The sequence below is a fragment of the Acinetobacter sp. genome (assembly GCF_036666595.1).
In the GTDB taxonomy this organism is placed as follows: Bacteria; Pseudomonadota; Gammaproteobacteria; order Pseudomonadales; family Moraxellaceae; genus Acinetobacter.
In genome coordinates this window covers 19,070-45,951 of record NZ_JAVWVO010000015.1, presented here as the reverse complement: position 1 = coordinate 45,951, position 26,882 = coordinate 19,070, and the positions used below count along the sequence as shown (strand labels likewise).

29 protein-coding genes, 1 tRNA gene and 4 pseudogenes are annotated in these 26,882 nt (G+C 38.7%); 19 read left to right on the top strand and 15 right to left on the bottom strand.

Annotated elements, in window-relative coordinates; all coding sequences use genetic code 11:
• Positions 1 to 3: 3 nt before the first annotated feature.
• From RR876_RS15515 to RR876_RS15500, 4 genes are read right to left on the bottom strand one after another with little or no spacing between them, the layout of a single operon-like run.
• Positions 4 to 846, bottom strand: a complete 843-nt coding sequence (locus RR876_RS15515; RefSeq protein ID WP_332478195.1) for a MetQ/NlpA family ABC transporter substrate-binding protein — start codon at positions 844 to 846, stop codon at positions 4 to 6.
• A gap of 22 nt (positions 847 to 868) precedes the next feature.
• Entirely contained in the window at positions 869 to 2,287 is a 1,419-nt protein-coding gene (locus RR876_RS15510) for an LLM class flavin-dependent oxidoreductase (RefSeq protein ID WP_332478196.1), read from the bottom strand.
• Positions 2,287 to 3,510: an SfnB family sulfur acquisition oxidoreductase gene (locus RR876_RS15505; protein WP_332478197.1), complete on the bottom strand. Its 1,224-nt coding sequence runs from the start codon at positions 3,508 to 3,510 to the stop codon at positions 2,287 to 2,289. Before RR876_RS15505 ends, RR876_RS15510 begins: the two co-directional genes overlap by 1 nt.
• A 10-nt stretch (positions 3,511 to 3,520) precedes the next feature.
• On the bottom strand, positions 3,521 to 4,723 hold the full coding sequence (locus RR876_RS15500; RefSeq protein ID WP_332478198.1) for an SfnB family sulfur acquisition oxidoreductase: 1,203 nt from the start codon (positions 4,721 to 4,723) through the stop codon (positions 3,521 to 3,523).
• A 379-nt stretch (positions 4,724 to 5,102) separates the two neighbouring features.
• On the opposite strand from RR876_RS15500, the gene RR876_RS15495 reads away from it, so the two are divergent.
• Complete coding sequence (locus tag RR876_RS15495) at positions 5,103 to 5,867, top strand: glutathione S-transferase family protein (RefSeq protein WP_332478199.1); 765 nt, start codon at positions 5,103 to 5,105, stop codon at positions 5,865 to 5,867.
• A 280-nt stretch (positions 5,868 to 6,147) separates the two neighbouring features.
• Positions 6,148 to 6,618, top strand: a complete 471-nt coding sequence (locus RR876_RS15490) for an Lrp/AsnC family transcriptional regulator (RefSeq protein ID WP_004693423.1) — start codon at positions 6,148 to 6,150, stop codon at positions 6,616 to 6,618.
• A gap of 367 nt (positions 6,619 to 6,985) precedes the next feature.
• Here RR876_RS15490 and RR876_RS15485 read toward each other — a convergent pair whose 3' ends face one another.
• The 6 genes and pseudogenes from RR876_RS15485 to RR876_RS15460 form a co-directional block, all read right to left on the bottom strand.
• Positions 6,986 to 7,735, bottom strand: coding sequence for a YebC/PmpR family DNA-binding transcriptional regulator (locus tag RR876_RS15485; RefSeq protein ID WP_332478200.1), 750 nt, complete (start codon positions 7,733 to 7,735; stop codon positions 6,986 to 6,988).
• A 261-nt stretch (positions 7,736 to 7,996) separates the two neighbouring features.
• Positions 7,997 to 8,569: a 1-acyl-sn-glycerol-3-phosphate acyltransferase gene (locus RR876_RS15480; protein WP_332478201.1), complete on the bottom strand. Its 573-nt coding sequence runs from the start codon at positions 8,567 to 8,569 to the stop codon at positions 7,997 to 7,999.
• A 1,180-nt stretch (positions 8,570 to 9,749) separates the two neighbouring features.
• Positions 9,750 to 10,103, bottom strand: coding sequence for a hypothetical protein (locus RR876_RS15475; RefSeq protein ID WP_332478202.1), 354 nt, complete (start codon positions 10,101 to 10,103; stop codon positions 9,750 to 9,752).
• A 78-nt stretch (positions 10,104 to 10,181) separates the two neighbouring features.
• A pseudogene (locus tag RR876_RS15470) lies at positions 10,182 to 10,444 on the bottom strand (DNA-binding protein).
• Positions 10,445 to 10,921, bottom strand: a complete 477-nt coding sequence (locus RR876_RS15465; protein ID WP_332478203.1) for a class I SAM-dependent methyltransferase — start codon at positions 10,919 to 10,921, stop codon at positions 10,445 to 10,447.
• A gap of 217 nt (positions 10,922 to 11,138) precedes the next feature.
• Positions 11,139 to 11,615 (bottom strand): annotated as a pseudogene (locus RR876_RS15460) (ERF family protein); the annotation flags it as partial.
• 153 nt (positions 11,616 to 11,768) lie between these two features.
• On the opposite strand from RR876_RS15460, the pseudogene RR876_RS15455 reads away from it, so the two are divergent.
• The 12 genes and pseudogenes from RR876_RS15455 to RR876_RS15400 form a co-directional block, all read left to right on the top strand.
• Positions 11,769 to 12,539, top strand: a pseudogene (locus tag RR876_RS15455) (phage head morphogenesis protein); the annotation flags it as partial.
• Positions 12,540 to 12,762: 223 nt separating this feature from the next.
• On the top strand, positions 12,763 to 12,927 hold the full coding sequence (locus RR876_RS15450; RefSeq protein WP_332478204.1) for a hypothetical protein: 165 nt from the start codon (positions 12,763 to 12,765) through the stop codon (positions 12,925 to 12,927).
• Entirely contained in the window at positions 12,928 to 13,194 is a 267-nt protein-coding gene (locus tag RR876_RS15445) for a hypothetical protein (protein ID WP_332478205.1), read from the top strand.
• 36 nt (positions 13,195 to 13,230) lie between these two features.
• Positions 13,231 to 14,042, top strand: a pseudogene (locus tag RR876_RS15440) (hypothetical protein); the annotation flags it as partial.
• Positions 14,043 to 14,354: 312 nt separating this feature from the next.
• Positions 14,355 to 15,332, top strand: a complete 978-nt coding sequence (locus RR876_RS15435; protein WP_332478206.1) for a hypothetical protein — start codon at positions 14,355 to 14,357, stop codon at positions 15,330 to 15,332.
• Between the two features lie 65 nt (positions 15,333 to 15,397).
• Positions 15,398 to 15,862, top strand: a complete 465-nt coding sequence (locus tag RR876_RS15430; protein ID WP_332478207.1) for a hypothetical protein — start codon at positions 15,398 to 15,400, stop codon at positions 15,860 to 15,862.
• 58 nt (positions 15,863 to 15,920) lie between these two features.
• On the top strand, positions 15,921 to 16,307 hold the full coding sequence (locus RR876_RS15425; RefSeq protein WP_332478208.1) for a hypothetical protein: 387 nt from the start codon (positions 15,921 to 15,923) through the stop codon (positions 16,305 to 16,307).
• A 93-nt stretch (positions 16,308 to 16,400) separates the two neighbouring features.
• Entirely contained in the window at positions 16,401 to 16,832 is a 432-nt protein-coding gene (locus tag RR876_RS15420; protein WP_332478209.1) for a glyoxalase, read from the top strand.
• A gap of 101 nt (positions 16,833 to 16,933) precedes the next feature.
• The gene (locus tag RR876_RS15415; protein ID WP_332478210.1) at positions 16,934 to 17,512 is read left to right on the top strand and encodes a lysozyme; all 579 of its coding nucleotides are present in this window, start codon (positions 16,934 to 16,936) and stop codon (positions 17,510 to 17,512) included.
• 307 nt (positions 17,513 to 17,819) lie between these two features.
• Positions 17,820 to 18,197, top strand: coding sequence for a hypothetical protein (locus RR876_RS15410; protein ID WP_332478211.1), 378 nt, complete (start codon positions 17,820 to 17,822; stop codon positions 18,195 to 18,197).
• Between the two features lie 89 nt (positions 18,198 to 18,286).
• Positions 18,287 to 18,592, top strand: a complete 306-nt coding sequence (locus RR876_RS15405) for a hypothetical protein (protein WP_332478212.1) — start codon at positions 18,287 to 18,289, stop codon at positions 18,590 to 18,592.
• The gene (locus RR876_RS15400; RefSeq protein WP_332478213.1) at positions 18,589 to 19,008 is read left to right on the top strand and encodes a hypothetical protein; all 420 of its coding nucleotides are present in this window, start codon (positions 18,589 to 18,591) and stop codon (positions 19,006 to 19,008) included. The genes RR876_RS15405 and RR876_RS15400 overlap by 4 nt, the downstream gene beginning before the upstream one ends.
• Before the next feature lie 135 nt (positions 19,009 to 19,143).
• Here the strand turns inward: RR876_RS15400 and RR876_RS15395 are convergent, their stop codons facing one another.
• On the bottom strand, positions 19,144 to 19,362 hold the full coding sequence (locus RR876_RS15395; RefSeq protein WP_332478214.1) for a DUF6500 family protein: 219 nt from the start codon (positions 19,360 to 19,362) through the stop codon (positions 19,144 to 19,146).
• Between the two features lie 364 nt (positions 19,363 to 19,726).
• Between RR876_RS15395 and RR876_RS15390 the strand changes: the two genes are divergently transcribed.
• The 3 genes from RR876_RS15390 to RR876_RS15380 all read left to right on the top strand — a co-directional run bounded on the left by RR876_RS15390 (position 19,727) and on the right by RR876_RS15380 (position 22,156).
• On the top strand, positions 19,727 to 20,311 hold the full coding sequence (locus RR876_RS15390; RefSeq protein ID WP_332478215.1) for a TetR family transcriptional regulator: 585 nt from the start codon (positions 19,727 to 19,729) through the stop codon (positions 20,309 to 20,311).
• A gap of 181 nt (positions 20,312 to 20,492) precedes the next feature.
• Positions 20,493 to 21,701 carry an MFS transporter gene (locus RR876_RS15385; RefSeq protein WP_332478216.1) on the top strand — a complete coding sequence of 403 codons (1,209 nt, stop codon included), beginning with the start codon at positions 20,493 to 20,495 and terminating at the stop codon, positions 21,699 to 21,701.
• Positions 21,702 to 21,898: 197 nt separating this feature from the next.
• On the top strand, positions 21,899 to 22,156 hold the full coding sequence (locus tag RR876_RS15380) for a hypothetical protein (protein ID WP_332478217.1): 258 nt from the start codon (positions 21,899 to 21,901) through the stop codon (positions 22,154 to 22,156).
• 112 nt (positions 22,157 to 22,268) lie between these two features.
• Here the strand turns inward: RR876_RS15380 and chrA are convergent, their stop codons facing one another.
• A complete protein-coding gene (gene chrA / locus RR876_RS15375) occupies positions 22,269 to 23,618 on the bottom strand; it encodes a chromate efflux transporter (protein WP_332478218.1) in 1,350 nt (449 codons plus the stop codon).
• Positions 23,615 to 24,541, bottom strand: a complete 927-nt coding sequence (locus tag RR876_RS15370) for a chromate resistance protein ChrB domain-containing protein (protein WP_332478219.1) — start codon at positions 24,539 to 24,541, stop codon at positions 23,615 to 23,617. Before RR876_RS15370 ends, chrA begins: the two co-directional genes overlap by 4 nt.
• Before the next feature lie 186 nt (positions 24,542 to 24,727).
• Here RR876_RS15370 and RR876_RS15365 point away from each other — a divergent pair, with 186 nt between their 5' ends.
• Positions 24,728 to 25,078, top strand: a complete 351-nt coding sequence (locus RR876_RS15365; protein ID WP_332478220.1) for a DUF3147 family protein — start codon at positions 24,728 to 24,730, stop codon at positions 25,076 to 25,078.
• 78 nt (positions 25,079 to 25,156) lie between these two features.
• Here RR876_RS15365 and RR876_RS15360 read toward each other — a convergent pair whose 3' ends face one another.
• Both RR876_RS15360 and RR876_RS15355 read right to left on the bottom strand, forming a co-directional pair.
• The gene (locus RR876_RS15360) at positions 25,157 to 25,720 is read right to left on the bottom strand and encodes a tyrosine-type recombinase/integrase (RefSeq protein ID WP_332637101.1); all 564 of its coding nucleotides are present in this window, start codon (positions 25,718 to 25,720) and stop codon (positions 25,157 to 25,159) included.
• Between the two features lie 8 nt (positions 25,721 to 25,728).
• Positions 25,729 to 26,172 (bottom strand): hypothetical protein, encoded by a 444-nt coding sequence (locus RR876_RS15355; RefSeq protein ID WP_332478221.1) that lies wholly within the window; start codon positions 26,170 to 26,172, stop codon positions 25,729 to 25,731.
• Between the two features lie 361 nt (positions 26,173 to 26,533).
• Between RR876_RS15355 and RR876_RS15350 the strand changes: the two genes are divergently transcribed.
• A tRNA-Ile gene (locus RR876_RS15350) sits at positions 26,534 to 26,610 on the top strand.
• Positions 26,611 to 26,882: the final 272 nt, after the last annotated feature.

The following is a 26,882-nucleotide window of genomic DNA, read 5'->3' as shown; positions in this document are numbered from 1 at the left end:
TACTCACTTCCAACCAGGGAACCAAAGTTTTTCACCAATTTCACTATTCAAAGTCTGTTTAACTTTGTCTGATGTTTGATAAATCTTGATGAATTTTTCAAGTTGTGCGGCTTTCTCTGGATGTTGCTGTTGGTAGTCATCACGCACCACAAATAAAATCGAATACAGAGTATTGGTGTTGTCATCTAAGATCAGTGCATCATTTGGGTCGATGGTTTTTGCAAGACGTAAATAATGTGGATAGCTAAAAACCAAGTCAGCATCATCAACGGCACGCGCAGTTTGTGGACCTTCAACTTCAATAAACTGGAGCTTTTTAGGATTGCTGACAATGTCTTGCAGGTTAGATAGATGATTGCTTGGATCTTTTAAGCTAATCAATTTGGCCTGTTGTAACAGTAAAAGCGCACGACCTTGGTTTACTGGATCATTTGGAATAACTGTACGTGCATTTTCAGGAATAGCATCAATCGAGTCAAACTTTTTTGAATATAAACCGACGTGTGTGGTGACGCCTTTATCCAGTGCTTTCAGTTTAAATAGGGTTTCTTTGATGGCGTTATCTAAAAAGGGCTGATGTTGAAAATAGTTGGCATCAATATCACCATGGTTGAGGGTAATATTGGGGGTATTCCAATCCGAAAACTCGACCAGTTTGACGTTAATGCCTTGCTGTTTTGCTTCTTCCACAGCCACCTTTAACGGATTGGCAAAGGGTGGGCTGATACCGATCACCAGTTCAGTGTTGCTCGATTTTTTATGATAAGACCACGCCACCAGTGCAATGACGATGGCAGCGACAATTACCCCAATAATGGTAAATTTTGTTTTTGCAGTTTGAGCCATGATATTTCTCGTATTTTAAAATTTATGCGGTTTGTTTTTGCTGTGTTTTAGAATCAGGGTTCGAGCTTTGACATCGATACTGCTGTACTGGGTGGCCTGTGGCCAGTCGGTCACCTTGAGCGAATAATTTGTGGCGTAAACTACCTGTTTCATAGGCGGTTTTATAACGGCCACGCTCTTGTAATTCTGGGATAACCCAACGAATAAAGTCTTGATGTGACTCTGGGGCGACGGTTCGTGTGAGATTAAAGCCATCTATGCCAGTTTCATCTAAGAGCTGAATGAGTTTTTTTGCTACAGTTTTTCCACTCCCGACGATCAGTGGATAGCGTCCACCGAGTACATGTTGGGCTTTCAAATCCGCTCGTGTAACTTTTTGCTCTTTAAATTTGTTATTGACCGAGGCAATGCTATTGGTTTGTTTATAAGGAATCGCTTCATCATCTGTGAACTGCGCTAAATCAATTCCGACTGAACTGGAAAAATGCGCCAAACCTGCTTCTGGACTGGCATAGCGAATATATTCGGCCAGTTTTTCTTGTGCGAGTTCGTCCGTTTCTGCCGTCACTACACTAATGCCAACGAAGAGTTTAATGGCTTGCTCATCACGACCATGGCTTAATGCAAGCGCACGAATCTTATCGACTTGCTGTTTCAGTTTTTCAGACGTGTCAGCACCAATAAACATGGCTTCAGCATGTTGAGTTGCAAAAGCTAAGCCTTTACTTGAAGCGCCCGCTTGATAAAGTACAGGCGTCCGCTGAATAGATGGGGAAACCTGAAAAACGCCCTGACTTTGGAAAAATTTGCCTTGATGCTGTATGGCATGAACTTTTGAAGGATCGGTAAAGACACGGTTTAACTTATCTTTTTGTACGGCATCGTCTTCCCAAGAACCTTCCCAAAATTTATAGCAAAGTTCGAGAAACTCTTCAGCTTGTTCATAACGTAAGTCGTGATCTTTTAAACCTTTTTGACCAATTAACCGTTCTGCGCTGTCTAAGTAACCCGTGACAATGTTCCAACCAATACGACCGTGGGTTAAATGGTCAAGGCTCGCAAAGCGCCGTGCAAACTGATAAGGCGACTCATAGCTCAAGTTCACAGTGACGCCAAACCCTAAGTGCTGTGTAACGGCAGCCATTGCAGAAACGAGTGTACTAGGATCATGGCTTGGAAGTTGAATTGACTCTTTTAGAGTTAAATCCAGACCGTTTTGATAAACATCGTAGACACCTGTAATGTCGGCGATAAACAAACCATCAAATAAACCTTGCTCTAAAGTTTGCGCCAAATCGGTCCAATAGCTGAGTTCATTAAAACGATGTGACTCATCGCGTGGGTGTGTCCACAAACCGTGATTGATATGACCTACGCTATTCATATCAAAGGCATTCAGGATGATTTGCTTCGACTTTTTATTTTGAGATGATAGTGTCATTACAATGTCCCTCTGCGTGGTGGAAGAACACCGTTCAGAAGATAATTGGCAATGAAGTAATATTTCCAGCGTGACGCATCATGTAGCGTGTGAACACGGGTATTACGCCAAAAGCGGTCTAGGCCATCTTCACGCTGACTACCACGACTACCTGCCAGTTCAATCAATTTCGAAGCGGCTTTTAATGCGGTTTCTGTGCTGTGTGCACGAACTTTCGCTACATCCAGTGATGCTTTAGCAATGTTTTCTATGGTTGGATTAGGACGTGCTGCATCGATTGAGCGAGCCGCTTGTTTGAGTAGGACTTCACTGGCACGTACATCGGCAACCACACGTCCCAGTTCAAACTGAGTTAGAGGATCATCGGTTGCCTGTTCAACAGCAGAGTCAATCCACGGACGAGCCTGACGCACACGAACCAGTGTTTCCTCAAAAGCAGCACGCGCAATGCCTGTTTCAATGGCAGCATGCATAATTTGCGCAAAAGGCCCAACCAGAGTCGGTCTAGAAAAAGCGGTATCGAAAGGAACAATATCTTCTGCATCTACAGCGACATAATTGAATTTGACTGTACCGCTGCCTGTGGTGCGTTGACCAAAACCAGACCAATCATCAATCAGTTCGAGTCCTTTATTGCAACGAGGGATAAAGACCAGAAACTCTTTTTCATCGGCATTTTTGACTAAGGTCGGGATACGGTCTGCAAACAGACTGCCCGTGCAATAAAACTTTTCACCATTGACCTCATAGCCTTGTTCAGTTTGGCTGAGTGCAGTTTGTTTTTGTGTTGCATTTTTAGTTTTAAACTCTGCCAAGGCATTACCAAAGCGTGCACCTTTGAGCACTTCTGCATAGAGTTTACGCTTTTGTTGTTCAGTACCGTTGTTACGTAAAACCTCTAAGGCATAGAAATGGTTCTGGGGAATTTGTCCAATCGAACCATCTACACCACTCATTAGTGCGATAATTTGCGCGACCGTATAACTGGAAACATCTGCGCCCCCGAATTCCTTCGGCACAGTAATGGCCCAAAGCCCAGATTGGCTATAGGCTTCGATTTCCTCAAAGGGCAAAATACGTTCCGCATCACGTTGGATAGCCTGTTGTTTAAACTGCTCAGCTAAATTTTTGGCAATCTCTAAGGCTTCGGCATCGCTTTGAATAATATGTGCATACGCTGCGTTTCGGGATTGAAATGGAAGAATAGGTTGAAATGAAGTCATGACGTTCTCCTTAAATCCAAGCGTGGCGAGCAGGGAAAGTGTTGTTCAGATAGTAGTTGCCCAGTGCATGCAGCTTCCAGCGGATCGGGTCGTGTAAGGTATGCACACGTGCATTGCGCCAATGTTGATCTAAGTTATGTTGGCTTAGGCTCGAACGACTGCCGCCAAGCTCTAGGAGTTTTTCAGAAATTTGTAGTGCCGCGTCATTGGCATAGACCTTAGCTTCAGCGACTAAAATGGAGGCTTTAGCTGCTTGTTCGGCACTGACAACGCTCAGTTGGTCGAGCTCATCTAAATATTCAGCAGCTTCATCGAGCAGTAGGATCGCGGCATCCAACAGGACGGCGGATTTGCCGACTTCTTGTAAGGTGTAATGTTCAAAACTGGCTTTCTCAACCTGCGCATCGACAATTGGTCGGGCTTTTTTAACTGCTGACAAAGTGTCTTCAAATGCGGCTTCTGCAATACCGACATCAATCGCAACTTGCATTAACTGCGAGAAAGCACCACGGTAATTGACGTCTTCAACCAGTTTCCGCTCATCAAAAATAAGTAGTGGATCGACTTCAACCCGTTGTAATTTTACTGTGCCGCTTGAAGTTGTACGCTGACCAAAACCGTTCCAGTTATCGATGACTTCAACGCCTTGTGCTGTGGCATCAACAAGCGTCAGTACCACATATCCTTCAGGGTGAATGGCTTTAATGGCTAACCAATGGGCAAAGCTACTGCCTGTAGAGTAGAACTTTTCACCATCGACATAATAACGACCATTTTCAATGTTTAATGTTGTACTCAGAGTTTTAGTGTCTTTGGTATTTCGTTCGGGACCGCCATTGGCAAGGCGTTTGCCGTTTAATATTTCATTAAAAATAAACTGTTTTTGTTGTCCGTTGCCCAAGATATCAATCATGTTGAGCAGCGCAATTTGGTTTTGTGGAATTTGGCCAACACTTGAGTCGGCTTTATTAATAATGCGAAAAACCTGAGCTAAGGTTTTGTTGGAAACAAATGCGCCTCCAAAAGCTTGAGGAATACGAATACCGCCTAATCCTTTTTGGCTAAATAACTCGACTTCAGCAAAAGGAAGCTGACGGTTCTGATCACGTTGATCCCGACCTTCTAAGGCAAAGTCAGCGACATGATAGGCTGCATTAATCGCATCCTGATCATTTTGTATCACGTGAATATTTTTAGAGAGTGTATGAGACATAAAAGCACCTTTACTTAATGCCTATACGCTACTTGGGATTGCTTGAATGATTAAATGAAGGATTTTGGATTACTTAGCAGCTAAAAAGTTAAAAATAAAATATGCTAAGTTTAATCATTTAGATGATATGTTAAGAACTTGAAAAATAATGAATAAAAATTTAACTAAGGGCTGAATGGGATGATCAAAGCCTTGCTTATCAAGATTTGAGATATTGTAGAGAAAAAAACGTATAAATTTGATAAAGGCTATTGAACATTTGCTAGGCAGTTTTGAGTAAAAAGTACATTGTAAATCCTAAATACAGTGACTAAAGTATCCAACTGAAATAGATGGCTTTTCTGAAAAGCCAAAATAGAAAAATAAATGTGGAGCATTTATGAGAACTTTATACCAGTTTCCTTTATCTCATTTTTGTGAGAAAGCTCGCTGGTTGCTCGATCATAAAGAGCTAGATTTTGTTGCACAAAATGTGGTGCCTGGAGTTCATCGGGCTTTTGCACAGTTAAAGACAGGGCAAAATAAATTGCCTATTTTGCGTGATCAAGACAAATGGGTCGCTGATACCACCGAAATTGCGTTATATCTTGATGAGCGTTATCCAGAACATCGACTGTTACGTAATGAAGCACAGCTTCGTAAAGAGGCTTTAGATGTTAATGCGCTAGCCAATGATTTGGGATTGCATGTGCGTCGTTGGGGGCTGGCACATGCATTGTCCGATAATGATCAATCGTTACAGATTATGTTGGGCGAAAAGGGGTATTTACGTAAATTTGAAAAATACACCAAACCTTTAATGAAAACTTTGATGTCGAAAGGCTATGAGTTGAATGCAGAGAAAATAGAGTATTCCAAAGCCGAGATGCAGCGTTTAATTGAAGTATTGAATGAGAAGTTAATTGCTAATCATGGACGTTACTTCGTGGGGGATCGTTTAGGTTTGGCAGATATTGCTGTGTGTTCGATGTTAGCACCTGTGCTGGAGATTAAAGGCACACCTTGGGAAAAAGACCATGAAGAAAGTCTATCTGAAGAATTTAGTGCTTATAAAACCTATTTAACCAATTTACCCTTGGGGCAGTATGTTTTAAGAGTCTATCAAACCGAGCGCAATGCTCGAGTCGACTGGCGCGGCGTTTAAGATAAGCTTAAGTCAAATAAGGCAAAGGTGGTGTGTGATACAGACAACCTTTGCCTTTCTTGTATTTTCAATATCATGATTTATAGAAGCTGAATAGAAAGTTTCTCAGTCTATTTATAACTTTGTAAAAGATCATGGCACTCTTTGTCTAAAAAAGCTGATATCTTTTTATCAATCTGAAAATATATGAAAAAAAACTGCAAATAAGCTTTATCTTTCACTCGAAACGATTAATATGAAATAAACACCTATAAACATAAGTTGTCATGAGAGTTAAATAATGGAATTAGATCGTTTTGATAAGCAAATTTTAGAAATTTTAAGTAATGAAGATATCAATCTAAACGAATTATCAGAGCGTATTAATCTATCGGTCAGTTCAGTACATCGTCGTATTAAGCACCTCATTGATAACGATATTATGACCAAAGTTAAGCGTGATATTAACTATCAAAAGCTCGGTTTTAGTCTACATGTTTTACTCCAAGTATCCTTGAGCAAGCACGATACCGACACTTTTTCCAAGTTTTTAGAAGAGCTAGAAAATATTCCTGAAGTGACCAATGCCTTTTTAGTGACAGGGCAGTCGGCAGACTTTATTGTTGAAGTTGTGGCAAGAGATATGGAAAACTATAGTGATATTTTACTCAAACGCATTGGTAAAATCGAACATGTGGTGGCACTGCACTCAAGCTTTGTGATTAAAGAATATAACGTTTTTAACTGTAGTGGTTTGTTGAGCAAAGTATAAGTCACGCTGAACTTGTATGAGTCTAATGATTATTAGGCTTCCTACTTTCAAAAGTTTGCATATTATCAGCGACAATAAGAGCACATGAGCTGTGTATGTTAGAGGTGCTAGCTACAGCAGGATGATGTTACTATTCAATTGGTCGTGAAAAACGCTCGGTGGTAAAGTTTTCTGATCTTTCTTGATCGCTTGTTGGAAAATCAAAAATTAGTGGCGGCGCGTAACCAATTAAAGCAAGACAGCCAACATTTAATGATGGATGAATATCGATTTAAAAAAGCAAAATTTATTGAAAGTGTATTCAATCAGCCATAAAAAATGCGCTCTCAAAGTTATGTTTGAGAACGCATTTTTATAAAGCAGTAGATTAGGCGTCTAATTCTGCCAATACCGCATCAGAGAATTCAACGTTGGTGTATACGTTTTGTACATCATCTAAATCTTCAAGCATATCAATCATTTTCATAATCTTTTTGGCTTGATCGATATCGGTGATTTCGGCTTTAGTTGAAGGGCTCATGACCACTTCAGCATTGTCCGATTTTAAACCTGCAGCAGTCAAAGCATCTTGCACATCACCAAAAGATTCAGGTGTAGTAATGACTAAGATTTCATCGGCATCGACTTCGATATCTTCAGCACCTGCTTCAAGTGCCACATCCATGATTTGATCTTCTAAAGATACATCTTCAAAAGTGATTTCACCACGTTTTGTGAACAAGAAAGCAACTGAACCGTTTGTGCCCAAGTTACCATCTGTTTTTGAGAAACAGTGACGGACATCGGGCACCGTACGGTTTAAGTTGTCAGTCATGGTTTCTACGATAACTGCAACTCCACCAACACCATAACCTTCGTAGGTAATTTCTTTTAAATCATCGTTATCTTCACCACCGGCACCACGTTGGATTGCACGGTTGATGACGTCACGTGTCATATTTACAGAAAGTGCTTTTTCGACAACCGCACGAAGACGTGGGTTGCTTGCAGCATCACCACCGCCAAGCTTTGCAGCAGTTGTTAATTCACGAATAAATTTGGTAAAAAGTTTACCACGGCTAGCATCTTGTTTTGCTTTACGATGCTTAATATTGGCCCACTTGGAATGACCCGCCATGCGAAATATGCTCCTTGTAGATTGGCTTTGTGCCTATCAAATTGTGCAAATTCTACCATAAGCACTTTTTTATGCGAAAGTAGGTGTTTTTCTGAAAATCGCCTGAACAAACAAAAAAAGAATTAAAATTGTTTGAAATAAAGCCAGTTATTTAAAATTTACCCTGTGAGGCAGTTCACTTTAAAAATTAACTGTTGGGAAACTCTCACAGAGGCCTAAAAGAATAGCGTCTTCACATTCTTTTAGGTTAATTAAACGACCTTATTGTGCAGCAGTTTTAGGTTCTGGAATCTCAATATCTAAACCAACATGCTCTTTATAAAGTGCTTTAATAAGCGTTAAGTCATGATCTAGGTCTGTTGGGTAGATTTTTCCAAAAATACCGCCTTGCTTAGTTTTTGAGTTCGCGTACATCAGTACAATAGGGACATTTGCTGCTTTAGCAATATGCCAAAACCCAGTACGAATAGGTTTACGTACTTCACCTGTTTTGGCACGTGTCGCTTCAGGTGCAATGACTAAATTGAATTTTTCATTTTGGCTAAAGTGTTCAACCATTTGAGACACAATGTCTTTATTTGACTTACGATCGACCGCGATACCACCAATGGCATCGAGTATGGGCTTCATTGGCCCTTTGAATAATTCTTTTTTAATCAGGGTATGGATTTTCATATCATAGATTTGAAAAATCGCCAGTGACAAGACAGCATCCAACATAGAAGTATGTTCAAAACCAATAATGACTTGCTTATCTTCTAAAACATTTGGTTCTACATGATATTTCCAGCCTGCGAGTTTAAACGCAGACTCACCAATGAATTTTTTTAACATGAGCATAAAAATACAAGTGTTTTTTAAAGTGGCTAATGTCTGCTTGTTTGCGGTTTGAGTCAAGTCCTACTTCGTTGCACTTGCCGCTTTTATGAATCTGCCTGAATCCTAAGCAGTTAAGGTTGGAGAGGGTGAGAATGAAGTATTAAGATGTTTTAAATCTAATCAAATAGAAAATAAATATGCTGAAAATGAAAATACCACTATTCATAAACGAAATGACAGATTAGACTTTGGTCTAAGACTAAAGTGTGTATTTTCACACTTTAACTTTGGTTTAACAAAGCTCAGGGTTGTTAAAATGGCTTATCTTTCGACTTTTTTATGTGCAATAATTCTCTTTGCTTTGGTTGTTTTATGGTCGATTGTTGAGTTTTTCATTGAGTCACGAAAAAAAGAAGAAGCCAGTATTTAGTTTTTATCCAATTTAATTAAATTTTATTATTCTAGTATTTATAAGTGCTTTTGAGTCTTAGTATGTAACTCAAAGATCGTGAAAGATCTGATATGTCAGTTTGATGATCTAAATTCTCCTGATTGTTTGGATAGTGTACAACCGAGTATGAAAAAGCTTGTCTTTTGAAAAAAATCTTTGCTAGTATTCATTTCGACTGAACTTGTTGATATATAACAAATTCAGCATATTGGGGCCTATAGCTTAGTTAGTTAGAGCAGCGGACTCATAATGCTAAATTCTCCTATGAAATTCGCAATTTCCTGCAATATTTCGCAATATCCTATCTCTTAAATAACCCTAAAACACCTATATTTACAGCATATTGCAATATCTGACTATCTATAGCGATCCTCGGAAATATTTCTCTCGTCTACAATGAGTCTACTTGTAGTCCCAATTTGTAGACTGCTTGTAGACTTGAAAAGTTTAAAAGGTAAAACTCTAATTCAAAGGTTCTTTGATCCAAATAGACCTGATAGTACATAGCTGTTTAGTCATAGAGGGGATTAGTGATTGCTTACTGTCTAGAATAAGATTTTATAGTTAAAGACAAGTAAACATTGAAAGCTTAAAGTGGCTCAAATATTGACGTGGAACGTGAATAATCACAAAGAAACCATGACAGTGCGCTGAACCCCGTTATGTTTTCGGATAAGATATTGATGCTTATAGGTAAATTTCAAGCATTTCGTATAAGGTGTATTATGTTAATTTTAAACAAACTTAATTATCATACTCATGGCGCAAATAGATCCATCCCCAATTTCCACGTTGATCTAAAATGCTTTTAGAAGATGGAATTGCCTTTAAAGTAAGAAAAAAACCTGCCACTTCATTATGAATATCCGCAAGAACTTCTGTGTTAGCTATTTCCATTTCTTCCTGTTCTTCCTTTGATAATGTGCTATCAAAGATTATTATTGTTTCAATAGTTTTACGTTCATGGTCGTAATTAAAGCTTATGCCACGCATTTTTTTGCTAGCCCGACCAACTAAACTATAGAAAGTTGAAAATTTTACTTGTTGAAATAGGGGAAGATTTTTTTGTCTGTTAATTTGAATTTCATTTATTAACATTTATTAATTTCCTTAAAAATAGCTATTATTTAACATAATGGCGCTTATACGAAAAAGCCCTCACGTAGAGGGCTTTTATTATGCTGTATGTTGAAGCCGATTACTGTCCATAAATTCCAAAACATCACTTTTTCGGTAGAGTACTGTTTTAGCTGTTGGCTTTGAAAAGGGTATTCCACCACCTTCACATCTTTTCTTTTGCAGCCAAGCCAGTGAAATATGAAAGGTTAGTGCAATTGCTTCGGGTGGGAAATCTGCCTCAGGTGGTGCATTGCGGAAATCTTTAATTACAGCCTTTTTTCGCATGCAGACATTTTATCGATTTTTGTTAAACGAGCCATTTAAGACACCTCCAATTTCATAAATGTGATCCAGTGAGTATTCGCACGCTTCCCACTGATGTGTCCAAATACAGGTTTTTGATCAGTCAAAGCTAAAATTTCTGTGACTTTTATTTGTGTTTCATTCCACTTAAAAATCAGCACACCGCCGTTGGCCAACACGCGAAAACATTCCTCAAATCCTTTTTGAATATCTTCCCGCCAGTTTTCTTTCAGTTTTCCATACTTCAAAGCTAACCAGCTTGCCTTGCCTGCTTTGATTAAATGCGGGGGATCAAATACAACTAAGTTGAATTGACCATCTTTGAATGGCATTGCACGAAAATCCATTTCAATATCAGGCGACACCTCAAGAGAGCGACCATCACATAAAATGTGCTTTTCAGTACGAATATCTCCGAATACCACATTGGGATTTGTGGGATCAAAATGCATCATGCGAGAGCCACAGCAGGGATCAAGTATTGTTGCTGTCATCCCGTCACCTGCATATCAATATAATTAGACTCTTGGTAATTCACGTATTCTTCATACAGCGACTGGCACGCCGCATTACCCGTTAAATCATTCTTTATGAACACATAGCTCAGCGATTTCTTTGTACCTTTGCCTGAGAACGTGCAACTGCCATCAGCCAGCACTTTCTTTACATATAGCGATCGTGCAAACTAGGTTGCTGAGCGTTGTTATTCTTCGATTGGTTGGCTTGTTGTCTGCTTTGGCCTTGCTGCTGCATTCGCTGCTGGTTGTTGGACTGATTCTGATTTTTGGTGCTGTTGTTGACTTGGTTATGATATTCATCAGAGTCATAGTCTTTAGTGTCGTCAATCAGGAATAGGCCATTCAAAGCATACTTCCGAGCATATGAACTTGAAGCACCAAAGGTCTGTGCTACATCCATTCCTTTCTTGCTAATTTCCACACCTGCATGGGCTTTAACAATGGTTTGTTTGCCGTCTGCATCAGTAAAAACTACATTGGCAGTTACAATCACTACACCGCCAACCTCAGTCACGTCAACCGTGATAACCAGTGTGGCATTGTACTTTTGAAGCAAAGGCTTAACTGCTTCAAGAATGTCTTCGCAGTTTCGGTAGTTGTAGTTACCAAATGAGTTGCGTTTGCTCTTTGGAGCTTTTAGTTCAAGTTGAATCTGTTGAAGTGTAGACATATCAAATTTCCCCTTATGCCCAGAACAGTGAGCCTTTAGCTCGTTTATATGATTTTGGATAAGCACGTGTAAGTGACTTTTGAAGGCGAATAGCCATGGTTTTTCTTTGTTGGAAAGCTCGTTCACGTTCAAAGTTTTCACGGATCCAAGGTTTACCCACCCGTCGGATATCGTTGCCGGTGCAGCTGTATCGCCCTCACTGAGAAACAAGCGCTTAAATACGGCATCACACCAGATGACAAGTTGCCAGAGGTTGCGGAGGCTTTGGACTGGAGTTCACATCCTTTGCAATTTGGAGAGTTTGAGGCTTTGGTGGATCAGAAGATTTCTAAGTCATTACTTGATAAGGAATATCTGCTGGAGCAAAAGGAATCCATTCGTGCTGAATGGACTGCATCTAAAAAGCTCACCAGTCTTTTAGCCCCGATGAATGTTAAATCGAGAGATCTGTTCAACACGGTGGCCAATAAAGTTATTCCTTTAGATCCATCCATTAGACCGAGTGCGATTAAGACTTTCTTGGATTGCGTGCAGGGCAATGATTCTGCAATCACGAACTACCTAAATCTGTCCGTAAGCTCGAAAGCGGACGATGTTTTAAAGCGGTGGCTCAGACAGGACATGCAAGTCTTAAGCGCCGTGGCGAGTAATTCAGCGGCAATCGTGACAGGTGGCGTGACCTTGCAACATGTAGTGGCTTATGAGGTTGGGCAAACGATTCAATTTAATTCACCATTACTGTTAGCTGAGAATGCTTCGGATGTGGTGCTGCAGATTGAAAATGCCAAGGGGGTTGGCATTGATCTAAACGAATTGAATGCTGGTCATGGCGTATTAATGCCAATAGGCCTGTCATTTGAAGTGGTTTCGATTGGAGCGCTGAATGGCAAGATGATTTACACACTTAAAGCATTGGTGAATTAATGACTGAAAAATGTGAATCGTGTCGACGGGGTTTGAATGGTCGAAATGGTAATGGTTATTCACCATGCGGCTGCTGGGAAAAAGTAGTTGTGATTGGTAGCCCATCAAAAGTGAATGCTCTTGTTAGAGCTATGTGCTGCGCTTTATCTCGACCACCAAAGAAACCATGAGTAAAAATTAACCGAAGCCGCCTAATCGGCGGCTTTTTATTGAGGATAACAAAATGCGTGTAATAGGTATTGATGATTCAAATCCAGTAGTAGTTGAAGAGGGCGCGAAGCTACCTAAGTTCATCCGGATGGTAAAAATTGAAACTGCTGAAGAAGAGCAACAGTTACGATTATTTTTAACAGGTGCCTTAAAAGTTGATAAAGACGGCTGCCATTAAATGGGGCGTGACTTTGGATCAAATGCTTTAAGTCAAAGTTCAGATGTGTCAAATGGAAATGTGGCTTTGGGTATGAAGCCTAATGAGAGTCGTGCATTAGCAGATGGCAATACTTCAGAAGCTGTCCTTAAGCTAGATTATTCCCTAGAAGAAAAGCTGCGAATTATCGAAACACTATCTAGCGCGATTCAACGGAATGAGCCAGTTATATACCCACACACAAGAGAGGCTGAGGAAAAACTTTTAGCCTTAATTCGAAGCTTTTAAAGCCACCTTTGTAGGTGGTTTTTTTATAGGTGAAATATGGCAGAAAGCAAACCAATAGAGCCTAAAGCTCTTCAATTCAAGGCCAATCCTTTTGAGATCGGAACTGCTACAGAAAATCAAAAACGAAAGTTTAGTGGTGTTGCGTATAGTGGCGAACCGATCCAAGGCATTACTACTGGGGCGATGTCATCTTTGATTTGGAATCAATGCAAATTGACACGCCTCTTGCAGCATTGTTGGACCATGACACTGGGCGCCGTGTAGGTGTGGTTACTCAAGTCTCAAAAGACAATGCAACTGGGTTAAAGGTTGAAGGTGACCTACTAACCAATCAATTTGGACAGCAGGTTGCACAAGACAGTGATGAGGGTTTTCCTTGGCAGATGTCTGTGTATATCGATCCTGCATCTATTGAGGAAGTAGAACGTGGGGAGGTCACTGTAAATGGCCGAACGCTTCAGGCCCCAATTACCATTTTTCGTGGTGGTCGTATCCGTGAAGAGTCTTTCTGTGCCCTAGGCGCAGACGAGAACACCAATGCAGTGGCAGCTAGCCATACCCCAAAAATCATAAATCAACCAGAGGACACAGACGTGACCGAATTAGAAAAGGCGCAAGCCCGTATCCAAGAGCTTGAGACTAAAAACTCTGAGCTTAAAACCCAAAACAAGCAGTTTGCTGCAGCCAAGCGTGAAGCAGAAATTACCGCTTTAGCTAAAGATCTGGGGAAAGAGTTTAGTGCGGAAGATATTTCTGACATGAAAGCACTAGATGACTCTGCATTTGCATTTTCAGCTAAACAACTTCGTCAATTCTCAGCAGGTAATCAACCACCAGCTGGTCAACAACGACCACCCCAACTACAAAGTGTTGGTGGTGGGTGGGTCAGGCTTAAATCTGGTCACCAGTTCAACACACTACAACTTAGGCGCATCTGTATTTGTATCTGATGGAGAGATCAAGCGACTCGCGCTATTGGGCGAAGTCATTCAAATCGAAGTTTAAGTTTTTAAAAAGTGTATGGCACCCAAAAGGGTGCTTTTTTATTGCCAAAAAATGGAGGAACACATGCTTACACGTTAATGAGGTTTTAATTCGTAATTCTATTTTTAACACATTTCTCCCCCTAAATTACGGGGGCTTTTTTTTGGATGAAATTCATGAAAATGATATCAAAAATTATGATTGGCTTAGCATTAGCGCTAAGTACAACAATTTCGAATACTGCTGCAATTGCAGGTTGGAATTTACACAACCCGACTCCACAAGGTGCTTCGGTTTTATACGATGCTTCAAAAAATGTTGTAGGAGCAGTTCAAAAGTCATCAGTACTCATTACACCCAATACTGCTGAAGTAGCGCGAGTATTGCGTGGAGGGGCTGCCGGTTATGCATTGTCTATTGCTATTGATCAGTTGTTGGGAGCGGTAGATTGGGTGCTTGATCCTGCAAATAATCAAGTTCAATTTAAACCTGTAAATTGTACAAATGCACCAACCTGTATGCCCAACTACTCTTATTTGATTCTAATTAACAATAGTAAATATTATGCAGATGGGAAACAGCAAGTTGCTTGTCAGGATTGGTTAAATGCTCATCCATCTAGACCGTATTATTGGAAAAATCTTACAGTCGTTGCTGATGAAGGCTACTACAAACTTTATGGGGCTACACTCCCAAATGGGACTTTTAATGGCAATATTGGAGCAACATATAGACGCGTTAAAAACACAGCTTATGATCCAGACAAATCGGGTAATAATTTATCTTTAGATGTTGTAGCTGATAAAGTCATTGAGAATGCTCAGAATAATAACGCTGACGCTCAGTCTCAAATTTTATTAGCGGCTGAAAATATTATTTCAGAAGCTGAAAACGACAGTGAGAAAGCTCAACCTATTGCTGAACAATTGGAAGATAATGCTACGGTTGCGGGGGGTGCACCAAAACCCAATACTATTTCGCATGATCGAGAAAAAGAAATTCTTGATATGAAGCCTAATGATCCGTGTGATGAGATTAAGCAGGGTGTAAAAGATTTGGATGAAACAATTCAATGGCGTAAAAGCGATCTAAACCCAGATCAGAAAGGTCAGAAAATATATGTGGGTCATCAAAAAAGAATTAAAGTTCTTTGAGATAAAAAAGAAGAATTGGTTCGTGCTTATAAAGTTTGGTGTGAAGGTTAAGAAAGGGGAAAATAATGGAGCTTATTGAAACTTGGGTTGACTTCTTGTCAGGTTTTTTAAATGGGATTTCAGAAATAGATGGTGATATTAGAGAGAAAAACCTAAACATTTTTGCATTAGATAATGATCCTTTGTTATCGGTCGAAGAAAATTATTTTAAACATTTTGATGATCGTATTGGATTGAGTTTTAATTACGAGAAAATTGAGTTTTCAAGTATCGAAAGTAGAATTCAGGATTATCTGCTAACTAAACCGCTCGGAATGACCATTGATACGACTGATAGAAAAAAATATTTAGCATTTCGGATTATGGACTATCTCGAATGGTGTTTTAGTGATGATGTAGCTATTAATGAGTTAGATGTTTATTTTGCTAAGCTTGTCTTACCAAGTGGAGTATTGGTTCGGTATTTCATTATCCCATTTAACGATAAAGCACTTTATTTCCTCATTCAGGAAAAAGTCACTTTAGAGTGATTCGACTTACAAACCTCCTTCGGGAGGTTTTTTTATTGCCAAAAATTAGGGGAAATAAATGGAACCAGTGTCCACAAGTGGTTTTGCTGCGTTTTTAAAATTCTACGGTGCAGCGATTATGGTCACTTTAGCGATAGCACTTGTTGCAACGGTTGTCATCATGATGCGTTTGTCACGCTCACCACAAGAGTGGGCTGTAGGTTTGATTTGTACAGTTGTATCAAGTCTGACTGGTGGTGCTTTCATTATCGTGAAATGGGGGTTACATGAGTGGGTAACGGATATCTGGGGGATGATCGCCTTAGGTGGATTCTTTTTTGTATGTGGTTTACCGGGTTGGGCTGTTGTGCGGTGGACCTTTAACTTCATCAATAAACAGGAAGGGAAGACCATTATTGAAGTAGTGAAAGAACTTAAAAAATCAAAGGATGAATTAACCAAATAAATTAATTTTTTATGCATAAAATCTTTCATGTTTTAAAAGTGAACAGTTTGACGTATAAAAGAATCAACTACTTTATAAGAATGAGTTATTGAAATGCCCCTAATCAAAGTACTTTTTGTTGCTGGATTTGGACCAATTACAAGAGTAGATCAAGAGAGTAAAACACTCTATCTCAATATATTAGAACTTCCACTCAAAGCGATGGAAGGGAATGAATCATATATGAGTACTGAAGATGGTGAACTCAGTGGTGTAAAGCATTTTGCACTATGGCCTTTAACTCAAGCAGCCGAGTCATGTTTTGGTGTAAAAGAATGGCCAGAAGAATTCAACATCCCTCAAAGTTGGATTGAATTTGAAGTTGAAGATATTGCTGAAGCTTCTGTTCACTTGGTTTCTAAGGGATATCAATTGCTAGTTAATAATCGTGTTGAGCCATGGGGGCAAACAGTTACACGCTTTTTAAGTCCTGAAGGAATTCTAACTGGGTTAACAGTAACACCTTGGTTACGTGCGACTAATTAATAAACACATCATCTTAATTTATCGAAAAATGATCGTAAGTTGGTCATTTTTATTCTATATACCGCCTTAGGGCGGTTTTTTTATGCCTAAAGGAAAGTGAAATGAAACAGATATTTGATTTTTTAAGAAAGATCAGTGGCGGAACACTTACTCAAAAACAAGTTGATGCTGCCAATCAAGTGATTGCAACTGCTACAGATTCAACAGTGGCCGATATGTTGGGTCTAGCGATCGACCAGATGGTAGTCAGTCTTTTCGGTGTCGATCTCATCTGTGGTTTTGAGGGTAAGCGACTAGCTGCCTACGACGATGGTGTGGGAGTGTGGACGATTGGTTTCGGTACCACGGTTTATCCGAACGGCATCAAAGTCAAAAAAGGTGATACTTGCACTGAAGCACAGGCGAAGGCATACATGGCGCATGACTTAAAGAAGTTTGAATCTGCTGTAAATAATGCAGTGAAGGTGCCACTGAACCAAAATCAGTTTGATGCACTGGTATCACTTGCCTACAACATTGGGACTAATGCATTTAGTGAATCAACTTTAGTAAAAAAGCTGAATGTCAATAATATTCGCGGGGCAGCGGATCAGTTTGATGTATGGGTGAATGCAGGCGGTAAACGTATGCAAGGGCTTGTGAATCGTCGTGCTAAAGAAAAGGCTTTGTTTCTATCATGATCAAAGCGCTAATGCTGTGCATCCTGCTTCAGGCTGCACAGCGCATTCAATTTTGACAAAGGTGCATGTCACTGTTTGTGTGCAGTGTGTGAATTAAGAAAGATATTAAGGTGGGATTTTAATATTTTTGATATGATTTTGATTGTGCTTAGTCTCTATAAACTAAATTTATAATATAAAATATTTATTTAACTTAATTATTTAGAAGTAATAAATGTGAAGAATATCATTTTAATTGCATTGTTAGTATGTATCTCTGGTTGTAGAGAGCAAGATTCATCTGATGCAATATATTCTGGAGTGAATATTGATTTATCAGATGATAATTTATTATATCAACGCCAAATTGAAATATCAGCCGCCTCAATATCCCCCCTTAAGTGGTTGGGTTTTAGGTAATTCAGTACAGATAGGCTCTAGAGTTCTTTATGATGGAGTTAAAGGAGCGGTAAATTCTTCTGTATTAATTACACCTAATACTGCTGAAGTATCGAGAGTTTTACGTGGTGGTGTAGCAGCTTATGCGTTGTCTACAGGAGTTGAGCAGTTACTTGGAGCTGTTGATTGGGGACTTGATTCTGAAAATAATCAAGTCAAATACACCAAACAAGAAGAGTGCACTACGAATTGTCAGGTTCAATACACTCTAAGTAGAAGCAGACCTAAATTGTTTGCTTCAATGTAGCTGATAAAGTCATTGAAAATGCAGAATTTGGTGATAAAATTGCACAAGATGCGACTATCATTGCTGCTGAAAAAATTATTACAGATGCAATGGGTGATGAATTATTAGCCGAATCTATTGTAGAGGATTTAGAAGCCAATAAGGATACAGCCTGTGATCCTAGTAAAGATCTAAATTGTCCACCAGAATGCAACCCTCCTGCAGGTGTTAAGTTTAATAAGGTGACTCACTATGAGGAACACAGTAAAGATCTCAGTACAGGATCTAGATCACATGGTTGTTTTGAAAAAACAGGTAGTCCTGTTCACTGGCATTATCCAGTTAATAATCAGGCACCAGATGGGCGTTGTTATACAGCAAGACATAATTTTGGAGACTGTGGAGTAGCGCCATGAAGGATAATGAATTTGATTCGATAATTAACAATTTGCATGATGCAAGAGTGTTCGGTTTTTTAATTGAACGAGATTATTATTCACCAGATATGAGTTTCATTTTATATGTTCAAATTTTTAGTACCTATGACTTTGAGTTGGATAATTACTCTCTAGAGAAAGGGTTGTTGATTTTTGAAAGCGCAAAAATAAAAAAACTCAGTATTGTTGATGATTTATATGGGGGGCAGTTTTTCATTATCAGCATTCAATATGAAAAAAATTGTGAAGATGGTTATGACTTTATATTCACTTTCAATGACCCTGCTATTAATCTCACTTTATCAGCTAAAAAAATTCGTCTAAAATGTTCAGGAAATATTAAAAAAGTCGAAGTTCAATATTTAGAAACTAATTGGTCGGAATTATTAGAGTAGTTGCCTTATTTTTAAATTGTTTTTAGTTTATTTTCAATGACCTATACCTATTTTTATCTAAAATAATCCCTCGTCAAACTCCCTCGACTCAATCGTCCAGCCAAGTTTTGGCTGATGTAATGCAATAAGCCGTAATCAGGATTCACTTAAAACAAGTTGTCTAACCTTAACTGCTTTCTCAAAGTGATCTAGTTTGTGACGCATAATCCACCAATGAGCAGCCTCCATCAATAGTTCTGGGTTATCGTTTTTATTCTTGAAGAAAGCATAAAAGGATAGACCAACATTTTCTCCTTTCTTCTCAATTTTCTCGTTGCATCCACGAATAAAAATTTCTTTTAATTCATCTCTCATTTTTTGACCTATCTTAATTATTCAATTTCTCTAAAACCCGTATTACTGCTGATTGTTTTAGTTTACTGTTCTCAGCACTAGAATCATTCTCGGTCCAGCCTGTCTAGCTTTGCCAATGATCTTTACCAGCTCATTATATGTCAGTTTAAACTTATCCTAACCGTCCAAGACGTAGATCATATTCTTGTCTTTGAATTCTTTTGGCCTAGGTACCAGAAAGTATGATTCATTCTGATCGCTTCAAAGTTTTCGCGAATAGATAAAGCTGACTCATCTTAAAATTTTAACTTATTTTAGAGGAAGCTTTTGACATAGCGAAACAGATAAGTTAAGTTATTGGGAATGATTGTTCCAATATGAAACTATGCGCACAAAAGAATTTGACCAAGATGAAGCTGCTGATGCAGCAATGGATGTGTTTTGGCGTAAAGGATATGCTGCTACTTCAGTTCAAGATTTGGTTGAAGGGACTGGGTTATCACGAAGTAGCTTATATAGTACTTTTAAGAATAAAGAAGAGCTATACCAACAAGCTCTATATCGTTATCAGCTGAAGACGAAGTCTAATATCGACTTACTTTCTAATACGGGCCCAGTTAAAACACTAATAAGCCAGTTATTATCCCGGATAATAGAAGATGAGCTAGCAGACTGCCAACATCGAGGTTGTCTTATAGCCAATGCGAGCTTGGAGTTAGCTGGTCATGATGAAAAAACAGCTGAATCAGTTAGATATAATTTTGAACGATTACAATTAGCACTAGAGCAGCTAATTCTCAAAGGGCAGCAGTCAGGTGAGATAATCATACAGAGCTCGCCACAAGCATTAGCCATATTCTTTGTTAATACTATTCAAGGAATGAGAGTATTAAGTAAAGGGTGTAGCGCCCAAAACCGTAGAGCATACTTACAAAATGTAGCCGAAGTGGCACTTAGTACATTGCAATAATTTTTTACGTCCCTTAGCCAAGCTAAGGATTTTTTTACTCAATAATGGAATGATCATTCCAGTATTAAGAATTAGTCGGAATACATATGCCTGCTTATAAAAGAATTGAATTTGATTGGATATTACAAAGTAAAAGTATTGGCTGCCTCTGTGCCAAAATTTTTCAAGAGAGATTTTACGTATGAAGAATGTGCATAAAATCTCTGAAAATTACGCTAAGCCCTCAAACTTACCTATAGGTAAGTTATTAGCTTTTACAGTCGCGGGCTTTTTAACAATCATGACAGAAATAATCCCTGCAGGACTACTGCCGTTGATAAGTAATGATTTACAAGTTTCAGAGGCTTTAGCTGGACAATTAATTTCAGTTTATGCTTTAGGCTCTGTAATTGCTGCAATTCCTGTTGTGGCTGCAACTCGCAGTTGGTCGAGAAAGCCATTATTTTTATTAGCAATTAGCGGGCTATTTATTTTTAATAGCCTAACTGCAATATCGTCAAACTATTTCATCATTTTGATTTCACGTTTTATTGCAGGAATGTCAGCTGGGATAATATGGGGTATCTTAGTCGGTTATGCCCGAAATATGGTTTCGGTGAACCAGCAAGGTAAAGCCATTGCAGTTGTGGGAGTTGGTCAACCCATAGCATTGTGTATGGGAGTACCATTAGCGACTTGGCTGGGGAGTTTATTCGGATGGCGAGGGGTATTTTTTGTAATTTCAGTTCTAGCCTTAGTACTAATAATTTGGATAGTTACAAGTCTTCCCAATTTTTCTGGTCAACGCATAAATAAACAGCATTCGATTAAAGCTGTATTCTTCCAATCGGGCATACGTCCTATTTTAGCCGTTATTTTTTTATGGATCTTTGCTCACAATATTCTTTATACCTATATCTCTCCATATCTCAGTTCAGTACATCTCAGTGATCATATCGATATTGTATTGTTAATTTTTGGATTATCTTCAATTCTAGGAATTTGGATTACAGGTACTTGGATCGACAGATCGCTCAGAGGACTGACATTGATGGGGTTGGCTGGCTTTGCATTGGCCTCTATTTTAATGGGCTTTTTCAGTGGTCAAACATGGATCATTATAGTTGGAATTGTTTTATGGGGAGTCACGTTTGGCGGTGCGCCTACATTATTACAAACAGCTGTTGCTGATACTGCAGGAGATAGTGTTGATATTGCACAATCGATGCTAGTCACTGTTTTTAATCTCGCTGTTGCAGTTGGGGGTATTGCAGGCGGGATATTACTTGATAAGGTTGGGATAGATTCATTTTTTGTAAGCATGGCTGCTTTATCATTAACAGGTTTATTGATTGTATATTTATTTTGTGAAAATGGATTTAAAGCTGGAGGCCGTATAACCACAAGTTAAGAGCTAAAGCTGATATAAATATTAAACTGTTCAGAAGGGCAGTTTAATATTTCAAAATAAGGGTGATGTTTTTCATTCTGCAAGGTGGTAAAAAAAGCACGATTCTTTCTGTTGGCTTCGAAGTTTGCGCACATAGACTTATCCCTTTTTATTCTTTATGATCATCGCTTAAATAACAACCGAACTAAGAATAAAAAATGATTTCAAAACAATTTAGGATCGTTAATGGAGTACTAGCAGCCATCGGCATAGCTGCATTCATCTTTTTCCAGTATCAAATGAGACCTAACAAGCTTGGTGGCTTTGAAGAAGGCACAGAAGAGTATTACGGCTATCAATACGCACGTGATAACAACCTAAAGAGTGCGGATCAATGTGATGATGAGAGAGATGATCCAGAAATGAATATTAATGAAAAATTCTTGGACGGCTGTAGGAGCTCTTTCGAGAAATAATTGCTTGGCACCTGTCAGAATACATAAATTTCTCAGAAGGACAATGCATACAGATAAGAATAGGATGAGTGATAAAGTTGGCTGCACTACTTATAAGCTGCGCAGCTGATTTTTAGATTATGAGCTTAATTACCAATCCTAGTAATGCTGAGCTGACGATGACCCGAAGCACACTTAGATTAAACTTAAATAATGCGGCTACAGCTAAAATAGCAATAATGGCAGAAATATAATCAAAACTCCCTTCAAACCCCTGTGGCCAAAGCACGTGGTAACATAAAAAGAGGGCTAAATTCAAAATTACACCCACCACGGCAGCGGTAATGGCTGTTAAAGGGGCTGTGAATCTAATTTGATTATGCGTGGACTCTATGACAGGTGCCCCTGCCAGAATGAAGAAAAATGAGAAAATAAATGTAAACCACGTAACGATGATTGCACCCAATGCACCAGCAATAAATTGATGTTCGGCACCTAGCAGTGAATGATTATAAGCAGCTAAGAAGCCAACAAAAGCTACCACCATGATCAATGGGCCCGGAGTACTTTCACCCAGAGCCAAACCATCGATCATTTGAGTTGGGGTAAGCCAGTGATAAAAACCAACAGCGCTCTGATACACGTACGGCAGAACAGCATAAGCACCACCGAATGTCAGGAGTGCAGCTTTAGTGAAAAACCAAGCAAGTTGAGTATAAGAGTGTCCCCATCCTAAAATCGCTGTTAACGAGGCCAGAGGAATTGCCCATAAAAGTGCTGAAATTATTGCTATTTTGATCAAATGAGACCATTTAAAAATAGCATGTTCAGGTGTAGGGGTATCATCATCAATAATTGCATGCCCATATGATTTATGGCTGGACTGATGTGTATTCGCTTTAAACAAATCAGGGTGCTTTTTACAGACCAGATAACCTGATATGGCTGCACATAAGACAATGAACGGGAAAGGAATGTTAAAAGCAAATATCGCCAGAAAAGCAACAACTGCAATTGCCCAAAGAAACTTATTCTTTAATGATCGGCTACCAATACGATAAGTCGCATGAAATACAATAGCGGCAACAGCAGGCTTAATCCCGTAAAACAAACCCGCAATGATTGGGACATTCCCGTATTTAACATAGACCCAAGACAACCCGATCAGGATAAATAGAGAGGGTAAAACAAAGAGAAGGCCTGCAACGATGCCTCCTTTGGTTTTATGCATTAACCAACCAATATAAATTGCGAGTTGTTGAGCTTCAGGCCCGGGTAACAACATGCAATAGTTCAGAGCATGCATAAACCGTTTTTCTGAAATCCATTTTTTTTCTTCAACCAGCTCTTGATGCATAACAGCGATTTGCCCAGCAGGGCCTCCAAAGCTGATGAATCCTAGTTTTAACCAAAATTTAAAAGCTTGCCAAAAGCTAATAGGTTCAATTTCTATTTCATTTGACAAAGATGGCTTATTGTTCATGCTAAATTCCTTGTAAAGTCCGCATATAAGCCATCAAAAATATGATTTGAAAGCTGGAGTAATTGATCATCATTTGTGATCGTGCTTCTGAGACCTTGTAAGATTTTTTCAATACCTAATGCTTCAGCAGGCTCATTTCCTCCAGCATCTAAAAAATGAACAATTTCAGCGATTTTATTTAAAGCAGGGTTTTGTAATTCAAAGCTATGCATTAACACTTCAAAAGTGACTAGATTATTGATATGCGTAAATTTGGCATGATCAAAATCAAAGCCTAAAGCTTCCTTGGGGCAATCATGAGGATGCTCTAGCCAAATAAATTCTGCCTGAGGGTCTACAAGTTTTTGAATGATCCATGCCGATGCCAAACGGTCAACCCAAGGACGCTTTCTGGTTGCCCAGATCTTATTTTGAAAATCTTGCTTGAATAGGATTTTTATTTGCTGTTCAAAATTATTGGGTTCATCATCTTCACCTAACCGAGCAATAGCATGTTCTAATCGGGTGAGTTCATTCAGTGTTTTACTTTGTTGAATATTCGGGAAAAAGTCTATTTCTACCAGTGAATTGACAGATTTTCTTAATTTTCGGATTTGTTTGAGATGTTCTTTTTTCTTACTTTCTTCAAGCGTACTTTGTATTTGAGAAATTTCAGTTCTGAGTTCCTCATACTCTCCAGCCCGGTCAAAAAGTTGTGCCAGATCTAGATGTGCAGGAGCTTCAGTGTGAAAGATATAAGCATGTCCATTTTCATTGAAATGATCATCGATAACAGTATCGAATTTTTCAGATTGTATTGCTGGTAAGAGATAGACGCCATCTCTTAATGTGGCTGCACCATTCGACTTTAATGAACGCCAAATTCGCATTCTGGCGGCAGTACTTTGACTAGGCAGTGATGAGATCAGTAATGATAGTTTCATGTTATAAACTCAACATATTTTGTTTAATTTATAACATATTTGATTTTTTGGTAATGGATTTAAGTGAATAACAATATACGTAAAAAGAATAAATAGTTTTATGCTTAAAGAAGATACTTCAAAATATGCTTTTGAATAAACCAGTCTGTACAATAAATATTATTAACTTTTAACTAGGGGAAGCATATGCTCTGGCTCATTGCAAAATACGCTATAACAGCCGGAGTAGTTGTAGTTATTTCGGAGGTGGCTAAACGTAGTGATCGTTTAGGTGGCTTGATTGCAGCTCTGCCTATCGTAACCATACTTGTGTTGATCTGGATGAAGCTTGAGAACCAAGATTCGCAAAAAATTTCCAATCATGCTTGGTATACTTTTTGGTATGTGGTACCAACATTACCGATGTTTTTAGCATTCCCATTACTTTATCCACGGTATGGATTTTGGCTAACCTTAACTATTTGCTGCGTAATGACCATACTTATTTTTCTTTTATGGGCAACTATACTAAGAAATTTCGGCATAGATTTGTTGTAGGGGGGGCTACTTTTTATTGGTAGTAGAACCTTTAAACTAGATATGCAAGCCATTTGCCGTCTTTGGTGATATAAGCTATTAGCTTTCTACCTTTGAGAAAATAGTTGATTTATATTCACCTAAAACAATGTCCTCAATAGCATTCATTGCTTCACGTAATTTTCTTTCACTAACTTGTACATAACTTGCAGTTACATCGCGGTCATCTTCTTCTTTATGGTTAAGCAAACGCTTAATTGTGTAACGAGCATAATCTAAATTTTCTGCTATAGATCGAAAAGTTCTGCGTAAATCATGAAAACTAAATTCAACTCCACATGATTTATCGATTTTTTGCCGTATTTTGGAAATATTAACTATATGACCAGAAGAAGATTTGGCAGAAGGGAATACCCATTTTGTTGTTGCTTGAGAATAGCGCTTTTGCATTAATTCAAGTAGAAAATCGCCCATTGGTAATGTGTGAGGCTCACCATTTTTCGGATTTATAGATGTTATGTGCCCATACTTTAAATCAACACTTGACCAGAGGAGGAATTCAGATTCTTCACGTCTAAAGCCAGTCAAAACTAAGGTCAGTAAAAAATCTCGGTTAGTTTCTAACTGTTGGCCACGATCTTTATATTGAAAAACAGCTTTAATCCAATCGGCTATTTGATCTTCATTAATATAAGTCTTACGTGTCTAATCTTATTCCATGCTTCTTTAGCATTTAAAGTTTTAATCGGATTATCTGTATCAAGGATTGGATTATCATTTTCATAAAGATAATGCTCAACTGAGTAATTATAAATGGCACGGAAAACGCGCATAGCCATATTCGCTTGAGCCTTACTACGTTTCGAAAGCTCTGTATGCTTGGCCTGAATCATAGTACGAGAAATATCATCCAGCTTTAAATTATTCCAATCCTTTAGATAGTCATCAATCACGATGGTGTAATCTTTAATGCTTCTTGGTTTTAAGGTTTTATGGAATAAATAATTATCAAAAGCTGCTTTTAATGTTGGTTTACTTCTTGATAGGTCTGTTTTAGCTTTTTCATCCGCGATAGCTTTGCGTTTCATTTCATTGCGATTAATACGTTGTGCCATTTGAGCAAGTTTGTCTCGGGCTTGGGCAAGAGTTAGATTGCAATGTAGACCGTACCGTCTTGCCAAGGACTTTGTTTTCAACAATATAGGTTTTACAAGTTGAATTGATACGAATAGCAAAACCAATGAGCTCAATATCTCGATAAATGGCTGGAATAAATTCTAATTGATCAATAAGTGTCTTTGTAAGCTTTACTCTGGATGATGACATCGCTAGAATCGCTATCAACTGCAATATAGCACAATAATTTCTAGCGTCTACTATAGGGCTACAAGTAAAAAATACTTGCTCGATAGGGAAATGTTAGATAGTATTGCGGCACTGCCAAGCTATTGAATATAATCGCTTTGCAATCTTATAGGGCCTATAGCTCAGTTGGTTAGAGCAGCGGACTCATAATCCGTTGGTCCACAGTTCAAGTCTGTGTGGGCCCACCATATATCAACCACTTAGGTGCATTAATCCTAAGTGGTTTTTTTATAGTTAATTTCTTGTAAGCACTATGTAAGCAATTAAAAAATCAGAAAGCTTAAATACTTATAATGTTGTCTTGTCATTGAATTTCATTTTGAAGGTTTTAATTCTGACTTATGACCATCTGAATTAATCTCATATTCCCTAAATGTCTTTTTAATATAGAGATTGGTTAGGACAAGTTTGGTCTCTATGAGGGCTTATTCTGTGAATCCGTTAATTATTTTTTCTCGTT